At 67.7% G+C, this 15,874-nt stretch carries 10 protein-coding genes and 1 tRNA gene; all 11 read left to right on the forward strand.

Translation table 11 applies throughout. The features are described 5' to 3' along the window. A partial coding sequence (locus tag BM419_RS22110; protein ID WP_091927033.1) for an elongation factor Tu occupies positions 1-805 on the forward strand: 805 nt, incomplete at its 5' end. 177 nt (positions 806-982) lie between these two features. Then, positions 983-1,059 (forward strand) — tRNA-Trp (locus BM419_RS22115). 182 nt (positions 1,060-1,241) lie between these two features. Beyond that, complete coding sequence (gene secE / locus BM419_RS22120) at positions 1,242-1,538, forward strand: preprotein translocase subunit SecE (protein WP_020096222.1); 297 nt, start codon at positions 1,242-1,244, stop codon at positions 1,536-1,538. Positions 1,539-1,614: 76 nt separating this feature from the next. Continuing rightward, positions 1,615-2,148, forward strand: coding sequence for a transcription termination/antitermination protein NusG (gene nusG, locus BM419_RS22125; RefSeq protein ID WP_012320778.1), 534 nt, complete (start codon positions 1,615-1,617; stop codon positions 2,146-2,148). Between the two features lie 226 nt (positions 2,149-2,374). Beyond that, positions 2,375-2,824, forward strand: coding sequence for a 50S ribosomal protein L11 (gene rplK / locus BM419_RS22130; RefSeq protein WP_010686899.1), 450 nt, complete (start codon positions 2,375-2,377; stop codon positions 2,822-2,824). Between the two features lie 11 nt (positions 2,825-2,835). Beyond that, a complete protein-coding gene (gene rplA / locus BM419_RS22135) occupies positions 2,836-3,534 on the forward strand; it encodes a 50S ribosomal protein L1 (protein WP_020096224.1) in 699 nt (232 codons plus the stop codon). A gap of 264 nt (positions 3,535-3,798) precedes the next feature. Further along, a complete protein-coding gene (locus tag BM419_RS22140; RefSeq protein ID WP_091927686.1) occupies positions 3,799-5,442 on the forward strand; it encodes a B12-binding domain-containing radical SAM protein in 1,644 nt (547 codons plus the stop codon). Between the two features lie 539 nt (positions 5,443-5,981). Next, positions 5,982-6,500, forward strand: coding sequence for a 50S ribosomal protein L10 (rplJ, locus tag BM419_RS22145; RefSeq protein WP_026605422.1), 519 nt, complete (start codon positions 5,982-5,984; stop codon positions 6,498-6,500). Positions 6,501-6,549: 49 nt separating this feature from the next. Further along, positions 6,550-6,927, forward strand: coding sequence for a 50S ribosomal protein L7/L12 (rplL, locus tag BM419_RS22150; RefSeq protein WP_020096227.1), 378 nt, complete (start codon positions 6,550-6,552; stop codon positions 6,925-6,927). Positions 6,928-7,172: 245 nt separating this feature from the next. After that, the gene (gene rpoB, locus BM419_RS22155) at positions 7,173-11,297 is read left to right on the forward strand and encodes a DNA-directed RNA polymerase subunit beta (RefSeq protein ID WP_091927687.1); all 4,125 of its coding nucleotides are present in this window, start codon (positions 7,173-7,175) and stop codon (positions 11,295-11,297) included. Positions 11,298-11,473: 176 nt separating this feature from the next. Then, on the forward strand, positions 11,474-15,685 hold the full coding sequence (rpoC, locus tag BM419_RS22160) for a DNA-directed RNA polymerase subunit beta' (protein WP_026605423.1): 4,212 nt from the start codon (positions 11,474-11,476) through the stop codon (positions 15,683-15,685). Positions 15,686-15,874 lie beyond the last annotated feature (189 nt).

Here is a 15,874-nt window from a genome sequence, read left to right on the forward strand (position 1 = left end):
GGCGCTGGTGGTGTTCCTCAACAAGGTCGACATGGTCGACGACGAGGAGCTCCTGGAGCTGGTCGAGCTGGAGGTGCGCGAGCTGCTGTCGAAGTACGACTTCCCGGGCGACGACATCCCGATCACCAAGGGCTCGGCGCTGATGGCGCTCGAGGACAAGGAGCCGAAGATCGGCAAGGAGGCGGTGCTGGCGCTGATGGCGACCGTGGACAGCTACATCCCGCAGCCGGAGCGTCCGATCGACATGCCGTTCCTGATGCCGATCGAGGACGTGTTCTCGATCTCGGGCCGCGGCACGGTGGTGACGGGTCGCGTCGAGCGCGGCATCGTGAAGGTGGGCGAGGAAGTCGAGATCGTCGGCATCCGGGCGACCACCAAGACGACGGTGACGGGCGTGGAGATGTTCCGCAAGCTGCTCGACCAGGGGCAGGCGGGCGACAACGTCGGCGTGCTGCTGCGCGGCACGAAGCGCGAGGACGTGGAGCGCGGCCAGGTCGTGTGCAAGCCGGGTTCGGTGAAGCCGCACTCGAAGTTCAAGGCCGAGGCGTACATCCTGACCAAGGAGGAGGGCGGCCGCCACACGCCGTTCTTCACCAACTACCGGCCGCAGTTCTACTTCCGGACCACGGACGTGACCGGGATCTGCACGCTGCCGGAGGGCACCGAGATGGTGATGCCGGGCGACAACGTGACCATGGACGTGGCGCTGATCGTGCCGGTGGCCATGGAGGAGAAGCTGCGCTTCGCCATCCGCGAGGGCGGCCGCACCGTCGGCGCCGGCGTCGTCGCCGCCATCAACGACTGACGATCGATCCGGGGCGGCGCCGCGCGCCGCCCCGCCTCTCCGACGCCGGCCCCCGTCTCGACGGGGGCCGGCGTCGTCGTTTCGGGCGGGCGGGGTCCTGTCGGCGCCGCTTCCCGCCCGCTTCCCGCAAGCGACCCCTTGCAAGCCGCGCCGCGATGGGGCATTGGGCGGTGCGCTAGGAGTGTAGCTCAACTGGTCAGAGCGCCGGTCTCCAAAACCGGAGGTTGCGGGTTCGAGTCCCTCCACTCCTGCCAGACATTCAGCCCGATCCCGCGCGGCGGCCCGGTCGACAAGCCGGGGGAGTTGCGCTAGAGCGGGCGCAATCCGAGATCTGAAGCGACCGTCGGTGCGGGCCCATCCGGGTCCTCGGCGCCGACATTCGCATTCCCGGATGCGGTCTCTGCCTCGGGGCCGAACACGCACAGACACTGGCGCCATGGCATCGAACGAAGCGACCAAGAAGGTGGACCTGGTGCGCGGCGCGGCCCGCGGTCCCGCGAATCCGCCGCCCGCCCGGCCCGCGACCCCCGCCCGCGCGCCGCAGAAGCGCGCCACGCCGGGTGAGTTCTTCGCCCAGGTGCGCGACGAGGCCCGCAAGGTCACGTGGCCGACCCGCCGGGAGACCACGATCACGACCATCATGGTGTTCGTGATGGTCGTCGCCGCGAGCCTGTTCTTCACGGTCGTGGATCAGGCCCTGCGCTTCTTGGTCGGCCTGATCCTGGGCGTCTGAGAAATCCTGGGCGTCTGGGGGCGGCTCGCCGCCGATCGGGGGTGACCCCGGGGACTTGTCGGAGTTGAACGGAACCGTGTCGAAGCGCTGGTACATCGTCCACGCCTACTCGAACTTCGAGAACAAGGTTGCCCAGTCCATCAAGGACCAGGCGGCCCAGCGCGGGCTGACCGAGCTGTTCGACGAGGTGATGGTCCCTACCGAGAAGGTCGTGGAGGTCCGCCGCGGCCGGAAGGTCGACGCCGAGCGCAAGTTCTTCCCCGGCTACGTGCTGGTGAAGTGCGACCTCACCGACGAGGTCTACCACCTGATCAAGAACACCCCGAAGGTCACGGGTTTCCTCGGGGCCGACAAGTCGAAGCCGGTGCCGATCCCGGACGCCGAGGCCGAGCGGATCAAGGGCCAGGTCGCCGAGGGCGTCGACCGGCCGAAGCCCTCGATCTCCTTCGAGATCGGCGAGACCGTCCGGGTCGCCGACGGCCCGTTCGCCAGCTTTAACGGCACCGTCGAGGAGATCGACGACGCCCGCTCCCGCCTCAAGGTGGCCGTGTCGATCTTCGGCCGCGCCACGCCGGTCGAGCTCGAGTACGCCCAGGTCGAGAAGGCCTGAGCCCCCGATCGCGGCGGCCCTCCGGCCGCCCATCCGTTCCGGTCGCCGCATCCCCACCGGGTGCGGGGACCGCGAAGCCGCCGCGTTCCGCTGAGAGCGCGGCACCATCCGCGGGAGAACCGCCCGGCTTCGCCTCCGGGATCCACGGCTCGCACCGCGACCTGCAACCGTCCGACCCGCCGCGCTTCAGGCCGCACGGGGGCGGATTTTCATTGGGAGCAGTCCCATGGCGAAGAAGATCACGGGCTACGTGAAGCTTCAGGTCCCGGCCGGCGCCGCCAACCCGTCGCCGCCGATCGGCCCCGCGCTCGGTCAGCGCGGCCTCAACATCATGGAATTCTGCAAGGCCTTCAACGCGAAGACCGCGCAGATGGAGAAGGGCACCCCGATCCCGGTGATCATAACCGCGTATCAGGACCGCTCCTTCACCTTCGAGATGAAGCAGCCCCCGGTCACCTTCTTCCTGAAGAAGGCCGTCGGCCTGAAGCTCGGCAAGAAGCCGGCCTCCGGCTCCAAGACCCCGGGCAAGGGCCCGACCGTCGGCAAGATCACCGAGGCGCAGCTTCGCGAGATCGCCGAGAAGAAGATGCCCGACCTCAACTGCGACACGGTCGAGTCGGCCGTCGCGATGATCCGTGGCTCCGCGCGGGCCATGGGCCTCGAAGTCGTCGCGTAAGGGAGGGCAGCATGGCTAAGGAAGGCAAGCGCATCCGCGCCGCCCGCGAGGGCATCGAGGCGACCAAGCTCTACGCGCTCGACGAGGCGATCAAGCTGGTCAAGGAGCGGGCGACCGCGAAGTTCGACGAGACCGTTGAGGTCTCGATGAACCTCGGCGTCGATCCCCGCCACGCCGACCAGATGGTCCGCGGCGTCTGCAATCTCCCGAACGGCTCCGGCCGGACGGTGCGCGTGGCGGTCTTCGCCCGCGGCGCCAAGGCGGACGACGCCAAGGCCGCCGGTGCCGACATCGTCGGCGCCGAGGATCTCCTCGAGATCGTGCAGAGCGGCAAGATCGAGTTCGATCGCTGCATCGCGACCCCCGACATGATGCCGCTGGTCGGCCGTCTCGGTAAGGTGCTGGGCCCGCGCGGCCTGATGCCGAACCCGAAGGTCGGCACCGTCACCATGGACGTGAAGGGCGCCGTCGCCGGCGCCAAGGGTGGCTCGGTCGAGTTCCGCGTCGAGAAGGCCGGCATCGTCCATGCCGGCGTCGGCAAGGTCTCGTTCGACGCCGACAAGCTCGTCGAGAACATCAAGGCCTTCGCGGACGCCGTCGCCAAGGCGAAGCCCGCGGGCGCCAAGGGCACCTACGTCCAGCGCATCGCCGTCACCTCGACGATGGGCCCGGGCGTGAAGGTCGAGCCGAACACGGTCCTGACCGCCTGAGGCGGGACGAATCGTCGACGCTGCGGAGCGCCCGGCCGGGAACGGCCGGGCGCTCTGCGTTCGCGGGAGCGGGATCGGTGCTCGTCCCTGTCTCGGACCTGTCTCCGACGCAGGCCTGTCCAAGGCGCGAGGCAGGCGCGGAATACGGTCGGTGACGCGACAGGAAGACAAGCCGCGATGGGCCGGCCCGAACCTGCGTCCCTCACGCCATTCTTAACCGCCGAGGGGGGCGCCAACGGCCGCGGCTGTGCTAGATAGGCCGGCATGCGATGCACCCTGACGGTCACCTCCAAGCGACGCATCCTGTGCGTCTTTCCCGCCTACACGCCGTCCTTCGGGACATTCTCCCACGCCTACCCGCTGATGGGCGGGGTGAAGGCGTTCATGCCGCCGCAGGGGCTGCTGCTGATCGCGGCCTACATGCCGGAGGCTTGGGAATGCCGGTTCATCGATGAGAATATCCGCCGCGCGGGCCCGGCCGACTTCGCCTGGGCCGACGCGGTCTTCGTCTCCGGGATGCACATCCAGGAGCCGCAGATCCACGATATCCGCGACCGCGCCCGCGCGGCCGGGAAGGTGACGGTGCTGGGCGGCCCCTCGGTCTCGGGCGCGCCTGAGAAGTACGGCGACTTCGACTACCTCCATATCGGCGAGATCGGCGACGCCACCGACCAGCTCGTCGCCCGCCTCGACGCGGACCTCACGCCGCCGCCCGCCCAGGTGGTGCTGGAGACCAAGGATCGCCTCCCGCTCGCGGACTTCCCGGCTCCGGCCTACGAGGCGGCGCCGCTCAAGCGCTACCTGATCGGCTCCCTGCAATTCTCCTCGGGCTGCCCCTACCGCTGCGAGTTCTGCGACATCCCGCAGCTCTACGGCCGCCAGCCGCGCCTGAAGAGCCCGGAGCAGATGTGCGCCGAGCTCGACGCCATCGTCAGCCAGCCGGGCCACCCGGCGGTGGTCTACTTCGTCGACGACAACTTTATCGGCAATCGCAAGGCGACCCGCGAGATGCTGCCGCACCTCGTGGAATGGCAGAAGCGGAACAACTACCCGCTCCAGTTCGCCTGCGAGGCGACGCTGAACATGGCCAAGCAGCCCGAGATCCTGGAGCTGATGCGGCAGGCCAACTTCATGACGGTGTTCGTCGGGATCGAGACCCCGGAGGCGGACGCCCTCAAGGGCATCGACAAGACCCACAACGCCGCCGTGCCGATGTACGAGGCGATCGAGACCCTCAATTCCTACGGGCTCGAGGTGACCTCCGGCATCATCCTGGGCCTCGATTCGGACACCGACAAATCCGAGCAGAACCTGATCGACTTCATCGACCGCTCGGCGATCCCGGTCCTGACCATCAACCTGCTCCAGGCCCTGCCCAAGACCCCGCTCTGGGACCGGCTGGAGCGCGAGGGCCGGCTCCTCCACGACGCCAGCCTCGAGTCGAACGTCCTGTTCAAGCGCCCCCACGATTCGGTGGTGAGCAGCTGGCGCCGGGCGATCGCGCACGCCTACGAGCCGGAGAAGATCTTCGAGCGCTTCAAGCACCAGTGCGCGGTGACCTACCCGAACCGCATCACCACGCCGACGGCCGGAAAGCTCACGTTCACCAACCTGCGCCGCGGCCTCATCCTGGGCTTCAACATCATCACCCGCGTCGGGATCTTCTCCGACTACCGCAGGCCGTTCTGGAGCGCGGCCGGCTACGCGCTGAAGCGCGGGCAGATCGAGGCGGTGTTCAACATGGGTTTCGTGGCCCACCACCTGATCCGCTTCACCCGCGAGGCCCTGCGCGGCGAGCACAACGCCTCGTTCTACGCCGCGAAGGCCGCGGAGGCGAAGGCCGCCCGCGACCGCAGCTGGTGGGAGGCCGCGCGGCGCAAGCTGGTGCCGGAGCGCGAGGCGGCCTAGCCGGGGATCCCGGGACGGGCCCCGAGCGATGCAGCAGCGGCAGGGTACCCGCGCAAGTCCTTGCCTGCGGCGGAAAAGTCGCGCTCCGGCCCTTGGCAGGCGGCTTGCTAGGCTCTATACACCGCGCCTCACGCATTTCATCCTCACGGAAGGAGAGCGGCCGATCGGCCGGTTTCCGCTCGAAATGTCGCCCGGGCAACCGGGTGGCACTGGCCGGAAGGATCCCAGGGGCGACGAGCCCCGCGGAGCCTTGTCCGGCCATGTCCTGTCCGAGACTGCAGGTGCCGGTTCGCCGGCTTAATCCGCCAGCCTGCACAGACGGGGAAGACCGAATTCGAAACGCCTCGCCCCGGCCCCGGCCGCGGAGGGGTGTCGGTTTGAACCAACTCGCCCGAGGCGGCCCGAAGGGGCACGCGCGGGGACAGGGCCGCGAAGCGTCGTTCGGACGTTCCCGGTCTTCCTGAAGGCCGAGACCACGTCCGGGCGGCATGTGCAACCGGCGGACCCGAGACCGGGTTCCGCCAACCGGAGAGAGCCCAGTGGACCGGACAGCTAAAGCTGATCTCGTCTCGACGCTCAACGGCGTGTTCAATCAGAGCGCCGTCGTCGTCGTGGCCCACTACAAGGGCCTCACGGTCGCCGACATGCAGAAGCTGCGCGCGCAGATGAAGCAGGCCGGCGCCACCGTGAAGGTCGCCAAGAACAGCCTCGCCGGCATCGCACTCGATGGCACGGACGTCGCCTCCATCAAGCCGCTCCTGAAGGGCCCGACCCTGCTCGCCTATTCCGGCGATCCGGTCGCTGCCGCGAAGGTCGCGGTCGATTTCGCCAAGGTTAACGACAAGCTCGTGATCCTCGGCGGCGCGATGGGGAAGACCGCCCTGAACCCGGACGGCGTGAAGGCGCTCGCCTCGCTCCCGTCCCTCGACGAACTGCGCGCCAAGATCGTGGGCCTCGTGCAGGCGCCCGCGACCAAGATCGCTCAGGTCGTCAACGCGCCGGCGGCGAAGCTCGCCCGCGTGTTCGGGGCCTATGCCAACAAGGACGAGGCCGCCTGAGGCCCTTCAAAATCCATCCGTTCAAACCGATATCTGAGAGGAATTCAAAATGGCTGATCTCGCCAAGCTCGTCGACGACCTGTCCTCGCTGACCGTGCTCGAGGCCGCTGACCTGGCCAAGATGCTCGAGGAGAAGTGGGGCGTCTCGGCCGCCGCTGCCGTCGCCGTGGCCGCCGGCCCGGCCGCCGGTGGCGCCGCCGCCGCCGCTGAGGAGCAGACCGAGTTCACGGTCGTCCTCGCCTCCGCCGGCGACAAGAAGATCGAGGTCATCAAGGAGGTCCGCGCGATCACCGGCCTCGGCCTCAAGGAGGCCAAGGACCTGGTCGAGGGCGCGCCGAAGCCGATCAAGGAAGGCGTCGCCAAGGACGAGGCCGAGAAGCTCAAGGCCCAGCTCGAGAAGGCCGGCGCCAAGGTCGAGCTCAAGTAAGTCGACGATGGGCCGGTCCCGGCCCATCACCCCACGAAGGCTCCGCGCGAGCCTGTCGTGACCGGAGCCCGCGGGTCAGCGCCCGCGGGCTTTAGGCCGCTTCGGCGGATGGTCCTGGAACGGGACCGGCAAGAGATTCGGTTCGGTGGCGCGGCTCGGCGGGGCGCGCGTCACGGCCCGGTGCGGGAGGTCCCTTTCGGGAACGCTTCCCCGGGCGCGAGGCACGCGGGTAGGAGCGAGGTCACATGGCCAACACGCTGGTCGGTCGCAAGCGCATTCGGAAGTTCTTCGGCAAGATCAAGGAAGTTGCCGAGATGCCGAACCTCATCGAGGTTCAGAAGGCGTCCTACGACCAGTTCCTGATGGTCGACGAGCCCGAGGGCGGGCGCGCCGACGAGGGGCTGCAGAGCGTGTTCAAGTCGGTGTTCCCGATCTCCGACTTCGCCTCCACGGCGCTGCTCGAGTTCGTGCGCTACACCTTCGAGGCTCCGAAATACGACGTGGACGAGTGCCGCCAGCGCGGCATCACCTTCGCGGCCCCGCTGAAGGTCACGCTGCGCCTCATCGTGTTCGACGTCGATCCGGACACCCAGGCGAAGTCCGTCAAGGACATCAAGGAGCAGGACGTCTACATGGGCGACATGCCCCTGATGACGGAGAACGGCACCTTCATCGTCAACGGCACCGAGCGCGTCATCGTCTCGCAGATGCACCGCTCGCCGGGCGTGTTCTTCGACCACGACAAGGGCAAGACCCACTCCTCGGGCAAGCTCCTGTTCGCCGCCCGCATCATCCCGTACCGGGGCTCCTGGCTCGACGTCGAGTTCGACGCCAAGGACATCGTGCACGTCCGCATCGACCGGAAGCGCAAGCTGCCGGCGACGTCGCTGCTCTACGCCCTGGGTCTCGACGGCGAGGAGATCCTGTCGACCTTCTACAACAAGGTCGTCTACGACCGGGACGGCGCCGACTGGCGCGTGCCGTTCGACGCCGAGCGCATGAAGGGCATGAAGGCGACCGTCGACCTGATCGACGCCGATTCCGGCGAGGTCGTGCTCGAGGCCGGCAAGAAGCTGAATGCCCGCAACGCCCGCCAGATCACCGAGAAGGGCACCAAGTTCCTCAAGGCGACCGACGAGGATCTCGTCGGCCAGTACGTCGCCGAGGATCTCGTCAACGTGCAGACCGGCGAGATCTGGGCCGAGGCCGGCGAGGAGGTCACCGACAAGCTCCTGAAGAGCCTGGAGGAGGTCGGGATCACCGAGCTGCCGGTGCTCGACATCGACCACGTCAACATCGGCCCCTACATCCGCAACACGCTGGCGGTGGACAAGAACTCCAACCGCGAGGGTGCGCTGTTCGACATCTACCGGGTCATGCGCCCGGGCGAGCCGCCGACCCTCGAGACCGCCGAGGCGATGTTCCACTCGCTGTTCTTCGATTCCGAGCGCTACGACCTCTCGGCGGTCGGCCGCGTGAAGATGAACATGCGCCTCGACCTCGACGCCGCCGACACCGTGCGCACGCTCCGCAAGGAGGACATGCTGGCGGTGGTCAAGGCGCTCGTGGAGCTGCGCGACGGCAAGGGTGAGGTCGACGACATCGACCACCTCGGCAACCGCCGCGTCCGCTCGGTGGGCGAGCTCATGGAGAACCAGTACCGCCTGGGACTCCTGCGCATGGAGCGCGCCATCCGCGAGCGCATGAGTCAGGTCGACATCGACACGGTCATGCCGCAGGACCTGATCAACGCGAAGCCCGCGGCCGCGGCCGTGCGCGAGTTCTTCGGCTCGTCGCAGCTGTCGCAGTTCATGGACCAGACCAACCCGCTCTCCGAGGTGACGCACAAGCGCCGCCTCTCGGCGCTGGGCCCGGGCGGTCTGACCCGCGAGCGCGCCGGGTTCGAGGTGCGCGACGTGCACCCGACCCATTACGGCCGCATCTGCCCGATCGAGACGCCGGAAGGCCCGAACATCGGCCTGATCAACTCGCTCGCCACCTTCGCGCGGGTGAACAAGTACGGCTTCATCGAGACCCCGTTCCGCCGCGTGCGCGACGGCGTGGTCACCGACGAGGTCGCCTACCTCTCGGCCATGGAGGAGGCGAAGTACTACGTCGCCCAGGCGAACGCCCAGATGGACGAGAACCGCAAGCTCACGGAGGACCTCGTGGTCTGCCGCCGGGCCGGCGAGGTGATCGTCGTCGGTCCTGAGCGCGTCGACCTCATGGACGTGTCGCCGAAGCAGCTCGTCTCGGTGGCCGCGGCGCTGATCCCGTTCCTCGAGAACGACGACGCCAACCGCGCGCTCATGGGCTCGAACATGCAGCGCCAGGCCGTGCCGCTGGTCCGCGCCGACGCCCCGTTCGTGGGCACCGGCATGGAGGCGGTGGTCGCCCGGGATTCCGGCGCCGCCATCGCGGCCCGCCGGGCCGGCATCGTCGACCAGGTGGACGCCACCCGCATCGTCATCCGCGCCACCGAGGAGGCCGACGCCAACAAGCCGGGCGTCGACATCTACCGGCTGCAGAAGTTCCAGCGCTCCAACCAGTCGACCTGCATCACGCAGAAGCCGCTGGTCCGCGTCGGCGAGTTCGTCAAGAAGGGCGAGATCATCGCCGACGGTCCCTCGACCGAGTTCGGCGAGTTGGCCCTCGGCCGGAACGTGCTCGTCGCGTTCATGCCGTGGAACGGCTACAACTTCGAGGACTCGATCCTGCTCTCCGAGCGGATCGTGAAGGATGACGTGTTCACCTCGATCCACATCGAGGAGTTCGAGGTGATGGCCCGCGACACCAAGCTCGGGCCGGAGGAGATCACCCGCGACATCCCGAACGTCTCCGAGGAAGCGCTCAAGAACCTCGACGAGGCCGGCATCGTCTACATCGGTGCCGAGGTGAACGCCGGCGACATCCTCGTCGGCAAGATCACCCCGAAGGGCGAGAGCCCGATGACGCCGGAGGAGAAGCTGCTCCGCGCCATCTTCGGCGAGAAGGCCTCGGACGTGCGCGACACCTCCCTGCGGGTGCCGCCGGGCGTCACCGGGACCATCGTGGAAGTCCGCGTGTTCAACCGCCACGGCGTCGACAAGGACGAGCGCGCCCAGGCGATCGAGCGCGAGGAGATCGAGCGCCTCGCCAAGGACCGCGACGACGAGCAGGCGATCCTCGACCGCAACACCTACGCCCGCCTCGCGGACGTGCTGATCGGCCAGGCGCCGGTGGCCGGCCCGAAGGGCTTCCGGAAGGACACCACGCTCACCCGCGAGCTGATCAACGACTACCCGCGCTCGCAATGGTGGCAGTTCGCCGTCATCGAGGACCGTCTCATGACCGAGATGGAGGCGATGCAGAAGCAGTACGACGAGTCGAAGAAGCGCCTCGAGCAGCGCTTCCTCGACAAGGTCGAGAAGCTGCAGCGCGGCGACGAGCTGCCCCCCGGCGTCATGAAGATGGTCAAGGTCTTCGTGGCGGTGAAGCGCAAGATCCAGCCGGGCGACAAGATGGCCGGCCGTCACGGCAACAAGGGTGTCGTGTCGCGGATCGTGCCGATCGAGGACATGCCGTTCCTGGAGGACGGGACGCATGCCGACATCGTGCTCAACCCGCTGGGCGTGCCCTCGCGCATGAACGTCGGCCAGATCCTGGAGACGCACCTCGGCTGGGCGGCTGCGGGCCTGGGTCGCAAGGTGTCGAAGGCGGTGGATGCCTATCTGAAGTCGCAGGACATCGCGCCGCTGCGGGAGGAGATGAAGGCGATCTACTCCCCGGGCGAGCTCGACGGCCTGACGGACGAGGAGCTGGCCGAGGCCGGCAACAACGTCCGCCGCGGCGTGCCGATGGCCACGCCGGTCTTCAATGGCGCCAAGGAGGCCGATATCGAGCAGATGCTGGAGATGGCCGGTCTCGACCGCTCGGCGCAGTCGACGCTCTACGACGGGCGCACCGGCGAGCCCTTCGACCGCAAGGTGACGATGGGCTACATCTACATGCTGAAGCTCCACCACCTCGTGGACGACAAGATCCACGCGCGCTCGATCGGCCCGTACTCGCTCGTCACCCAGCAGCCGCTGGGCGGCAAGGCGCAGTTCGGCGGCCAGCGCTTCGGCGAGATGGAGGTCTGGGCGCTGGAGGCCTACGGCGCGGCCTACACGCTGCAGGAGATGCTGACGGTGAAGTCGGACGACGTAGCCGGCCGCACCAAGGTCTACGAGGCGATCGTCCGCGGCGACGACACCTTCGAGGCCGGCATCCCCGAGTCGTTCAACGTGCTCGTCAAGGAGATGCGCTCGCTCGGCCTCAACGTCGAGCTCACCTCCTCCAAGAAGGCGGCCAACGACCAGCTGGAGCCGCCGGCGGACGCGGCCGAGTAAGAGAGAGACCACACCTCCCGTGGCGGCGGTTGCCCGCCGCCACGGTCGAGCGGGAAGGGGAGGGGCCTTCCGGGGTTCGACGACGGTGAGCAGCGCCCGCGCGGGGCGCGGCGCCGGATCTTTTTCAGGACGCGGTGGCCCGGCGCGGGGCTGCCGGCGTCAACAAGGAGCGGATCATGAACCAAGAGGTCATGAACCTTTTCAACCAGCAGGCCCAGCCGGTCAGCTTCGATCAGATCAAGATCTCGATCTCGTCCCCGGAGAAGATCCTCTCCTGGTCGTACGGTGAGATCAAGAAGCCCGAGACCATCAACTACCGGACCTTCAAGCCCGAGCGCGACGGCCTGTTCTGCGCGCGCATCTTCGGGCCGATCAAGGACTACGAGTGCTTGTGCGGCAAGTACAAGCGCATGAAGTACAAGGGCGTCATCTGCGAGAAGTGCGGCGTCGAGGTCACCCTCGCGCGTGTCCGGCGCGACCGCATGGGCCACATCGAGCTGGCCGCCCCCGTCGCGCATATCTGGTTCCTGAAGTCGCTGCCGTCGCGCATCGGCCTGCTGCTCGACATGGCGCTCAAGGACCTCGAGCGGATCCTGTACTTCGAGTCGTACTGCGTCATCGAGCCGGGCCTCACCCCCCTGAAGGAGCGCCAGCTCCTGTCGGAGGAGGAGTACCTGCGCGCGCAGGAGGAGTACGGCGAGGACTCGTTCACCGCCATGATCGGCGCCGAGGCCATCCGGCGCATCCTGCAGGAGCTGGACCTCGACAAGATCGCCAACGATCTGCGCGAGGAGATCGCCGTCACCACCTCGGAGCTGAAGCCCAAGAAGCTCCTGAAGCGGCTCAAGATCATCGAGGCCTTCCAGATGTCCGGCAACAAGCCGGAATGGATGATCCTCACGGTCGTGCCGGTGATCCCGCCGGACCTGCGCCCATTGGTCCCGCTGGACGGCGGCCGCTTCGCGACCTCCGACCTGAACGACCTGTACCGCCGCGTCATCAACCGCAACAACCGCCTGAAGCGGCTGATCGAGCTGCGCGCGCCCGACATCATCATCCGCAACGAGAAGCGGATGCTGCAGGAGGCTGTCGACGCCCTGTTCGACAACGGCCGCCGCGGCCGCGTCATCACGGGCGCCAACAAGCGCCCGCTGAAGTCGCTCGCCGACATGCTGAAGGGCAAGCAGGGCCGGTTCCGCCAGAACCTGCTCGGCAAGCGCGTCGACTACTCGGGCCGCTCGGTGATCGTGGTCGGTCCGGAGCTGAAGCTGCACCAGTGCGGCCTGCCCAAGAAGATGGCGCTGGAGCTGTTCAAGCCGTTCATCTACGCGCGCCTCGACGCCAAGGGCTTCTCGGCCACCGTCAAGCAGGCCAAGAAGCTCGTCGAGAAGGAGAAGCCGGAGGTCTGGGACATCCTCGATGAGGTGATCCGCGAGCACCCGGTGATGCTGAACCGCGCGCCGACGCTGCATCGCCTCGGCATCCAGGCCTTCGAGCCGAAGCTGATCGAGGGCAAGGCGATCCAGCTGCACCCGCTAGTCTGCGCCGCGTTCAACGCCGACTTCGACGGCGACCAGATGGCCGTGCACGTCCCGCTGTCGCTCGAGGCGCAGCTGGAAGCGCGCGTCCTGATGATGTCGACCAACAACATCCTTCACCCGGCCAACGGTCAGCCGATCATCGTGCCGTCGCAGGACATCGTTCTCGGCCTCTACTACCTGTCGATCGTGGCCGAGGGCGCGCCGGGCGAGTTCAAGCCGGGCAACACCAAGAACCCGATGCAGGGCGTCTACGGCGACATGGGCGAGCTGGAGCACGCTCTCGCCGCCAAGGCCGTGTCGCTGCACTCGAAGATCAAGTGGCGCTGGACCGGCATCGGCCCGGACGGTGAGCCGCTGACCAAGACCTACGAGACCACGCCCGGCCGCGTGATCCTCTCCGGCGCCCTGCCGAAGCACGCCAAGGTGCCCTTCGACGTCGTCAACAAGCTGATGACCAAGAAGGAGATCTCGGCGATGATCGACACCGTCTACCGCCACTGCGGTCAGAAGGAGTCGGTGATCTTCTGCGACCGGATCATGGCGCTCGGCTTCAACCACGCGTTCAAGGCCGGCATCTCGTTCGGCAAGGACGACATGGTCGTGCCGGAGAACAAGTGGTCGATCGTCGACACGACCCGCGCGCTGGTGAAGGATTACGAGCAGCAGTACAACGACGGCCTGATCACCCAGGGTGAGAAGTACAACAAGGTCGTGGATGCCTGGGCGAAGTGCTCGGACAAGCTGGCCGCCGAGATGATGGGCCGGATCTCGGCCGTCCAGAAGGACGAGCACGGGGCCGACAAGCAGGTCAACTCGATCTACATGATGAGCCACTCGGGTGCCCGCGGCTCGCCTGCCCAGATGAAGCAGCTCGCGGCGATGCGCGGCCTCATGGCCAAGCCGTCGGGCGAGATCATCGAGACCCCGATCATCTCGAACTTCAAGGAAGGCCTGGACGTTCTGGAGTACTTCAACTCCACGCACGGTGCCCGTAAGGGCCTGGCCGACACCGCCCTGAAGACCGCGAATTCCGGCTACCTGACCCGCCGCCTCGTCGACGTGGCCCAGGACGCCGTCATCCGCGAGGTCGATTGCGGCACGACCAACGGCATCAAGATGCGCGCCATCGTGGATGCCGGCCAGGTCGTGGCGACGCTCGCCACCCGCATCCTGGGCCGCGCCACGGCCGAGGATCTGGTGGCCGCGGACGGCACGGTGATCGTCAAGACCGGCGAGACCATCGAGGAGCGGCACCTTCCGGCGATCAACGCCGCCGGCATCCAGGAGGTGAAGATCCGCTCGGTGCTCGTCTGCGCGACCAAGAGCGGCGTCTGCGCCACCTGCTACGGGCGCGATCTCGCCCGCGGCACGCCCGTCAACATGGGCGAGGCCGTCGGCGTCATCGCGGCGCAGTCGATCGGCGAGCCGGGCACGCAGCTCACGATGCGCACCTTCCACATCGGCGGTGCGGCCCAGATCGCCGACTCGTCGTTCATCGAGTCGAGCTTCGAGGGCACGATCAAGATCCGCAACCGTGCGATCGCCAAGAACTCCGATGGCGATCTGATCGCCACCGGCCGCAACGTGGCGGTGGTGGTCGTCGGGTCGGACGGGGTCGAGCGGGCGGTCCACCGCCTGCAGTACGGCGCCAAGCTCCGAGTCGACGAGGGTGACAAGATCAAGCGTGGGCAGCGCATCGCCGAGTGGGATCCCTACACCCGTCCGATCCTCACCGAGGTCGACGGCATCGTGGCCTACGAGGACCTGGTCGACGGTCAGTCCATGACCGAGACCACCGACGAGTCGACCGGCATCGCCAAGCGCGTCGTCGTCGACTGGCGCGGCTCGGCCCGGACCTCCGACCTCAAGCCCGCGATGGTCGTGGTCGATCGGGACGGCAAGGCGCTCAAGCTGCCCCGCGGCTCGGACGCCCGCTACTTCCTTCCGGTCGACGCCATCATCGGCTTCGATCCCGGCGCGAAGGTGAATGCCGGCGACATTCTCGCCCGCGTCTCGACCGACTCGGCCAAGACCCGCGACATCACCGGCGGTCTGCCGCGGGTGGCGGAGCTGTTCGAGGCCCGGCGCCCGAAGGACGCGGCGATCATCGCCGAGAAGTCGGGCACCATCGCGTTCGGCCGCGACTACAAGAACAAGCGTCGGCTCACGCTGACGCCGCATGACGGCTCGGAGGCGGTCGAGTACCTGATCCCGAAGGGCAAGCACATCCACCTGCAGGACGGGGACGTGGTCGAGCTCGGCGATTACATCGTCGACGGAAACCCGGCCCCGCACGACATCCTGGCGATCAAGGGCGTGGAGGAACTCGCGGCCTACCTCGTCAACGAGATCCAGGAGGTCTACCGGCTGCAGGGCGTGTCGATCAACGACAAGCACATCGAGGTGATCGTCCGTCAGATGCTGCAGAAGGTCGAAGTGACCGACGGCGGCGACTCGGACATCCTCTCGGGTGACCAGATCGACCGGACGGAGCTGACCGACTTCAACGAGAAGCTGCTGGCCGAGGGCAAGAAGCCGATCCAGGGCGTTCCGGTCCTGCTGGGCATCACCAAGGCGTCGCTGCAGACCAAGTCGTTCATCTCGGCGGCCTCGTTCCAGGAGACCACCCGCGTCCTCACCGAGGCGGCGGTCAACGGCAAGGTCGACACCCTGGAAGGCCTGAAGGAGAACGTCATCGTCGGGTCGCTGATCCCGGCGGGCACGGGCTCGATGGTGGCGGATATCCGCTCCATCGCCCGCCGCCGCGACGCGATGATCCTGCAGCAGAAGCAGGCCGAGAGCGGCGCCATGCCGGTCGAGGAGCTTCCGCCCGCCGCCGCCGAGTGAGGCCGTCGGCAGGACTGAGTTGGGAGAGGGCGGCCTTCGGGCCGCCCTTTCTCGTTCCGGCCTGCCTTTGTCCGGCCGTGTCCCCTCACCAACTCGAACGCCGTCTTTGCGAGCGCAGCGAAGCAACCCAGTGTCGCGCCACGCTGGAAGGCGTCCCCCTGCCCTGGGTCACTTCGCTGCGCTCGTGAT

It is taken from the genome of Methylobacterium sp. yr668 (genome assembly GCF_900116245.1).
Lineage (GTDB): Bacteria > Pseudomonadota > Alphaproteobacteria > Rhizobiales > Beijerinckiaceae > Methylobacterium.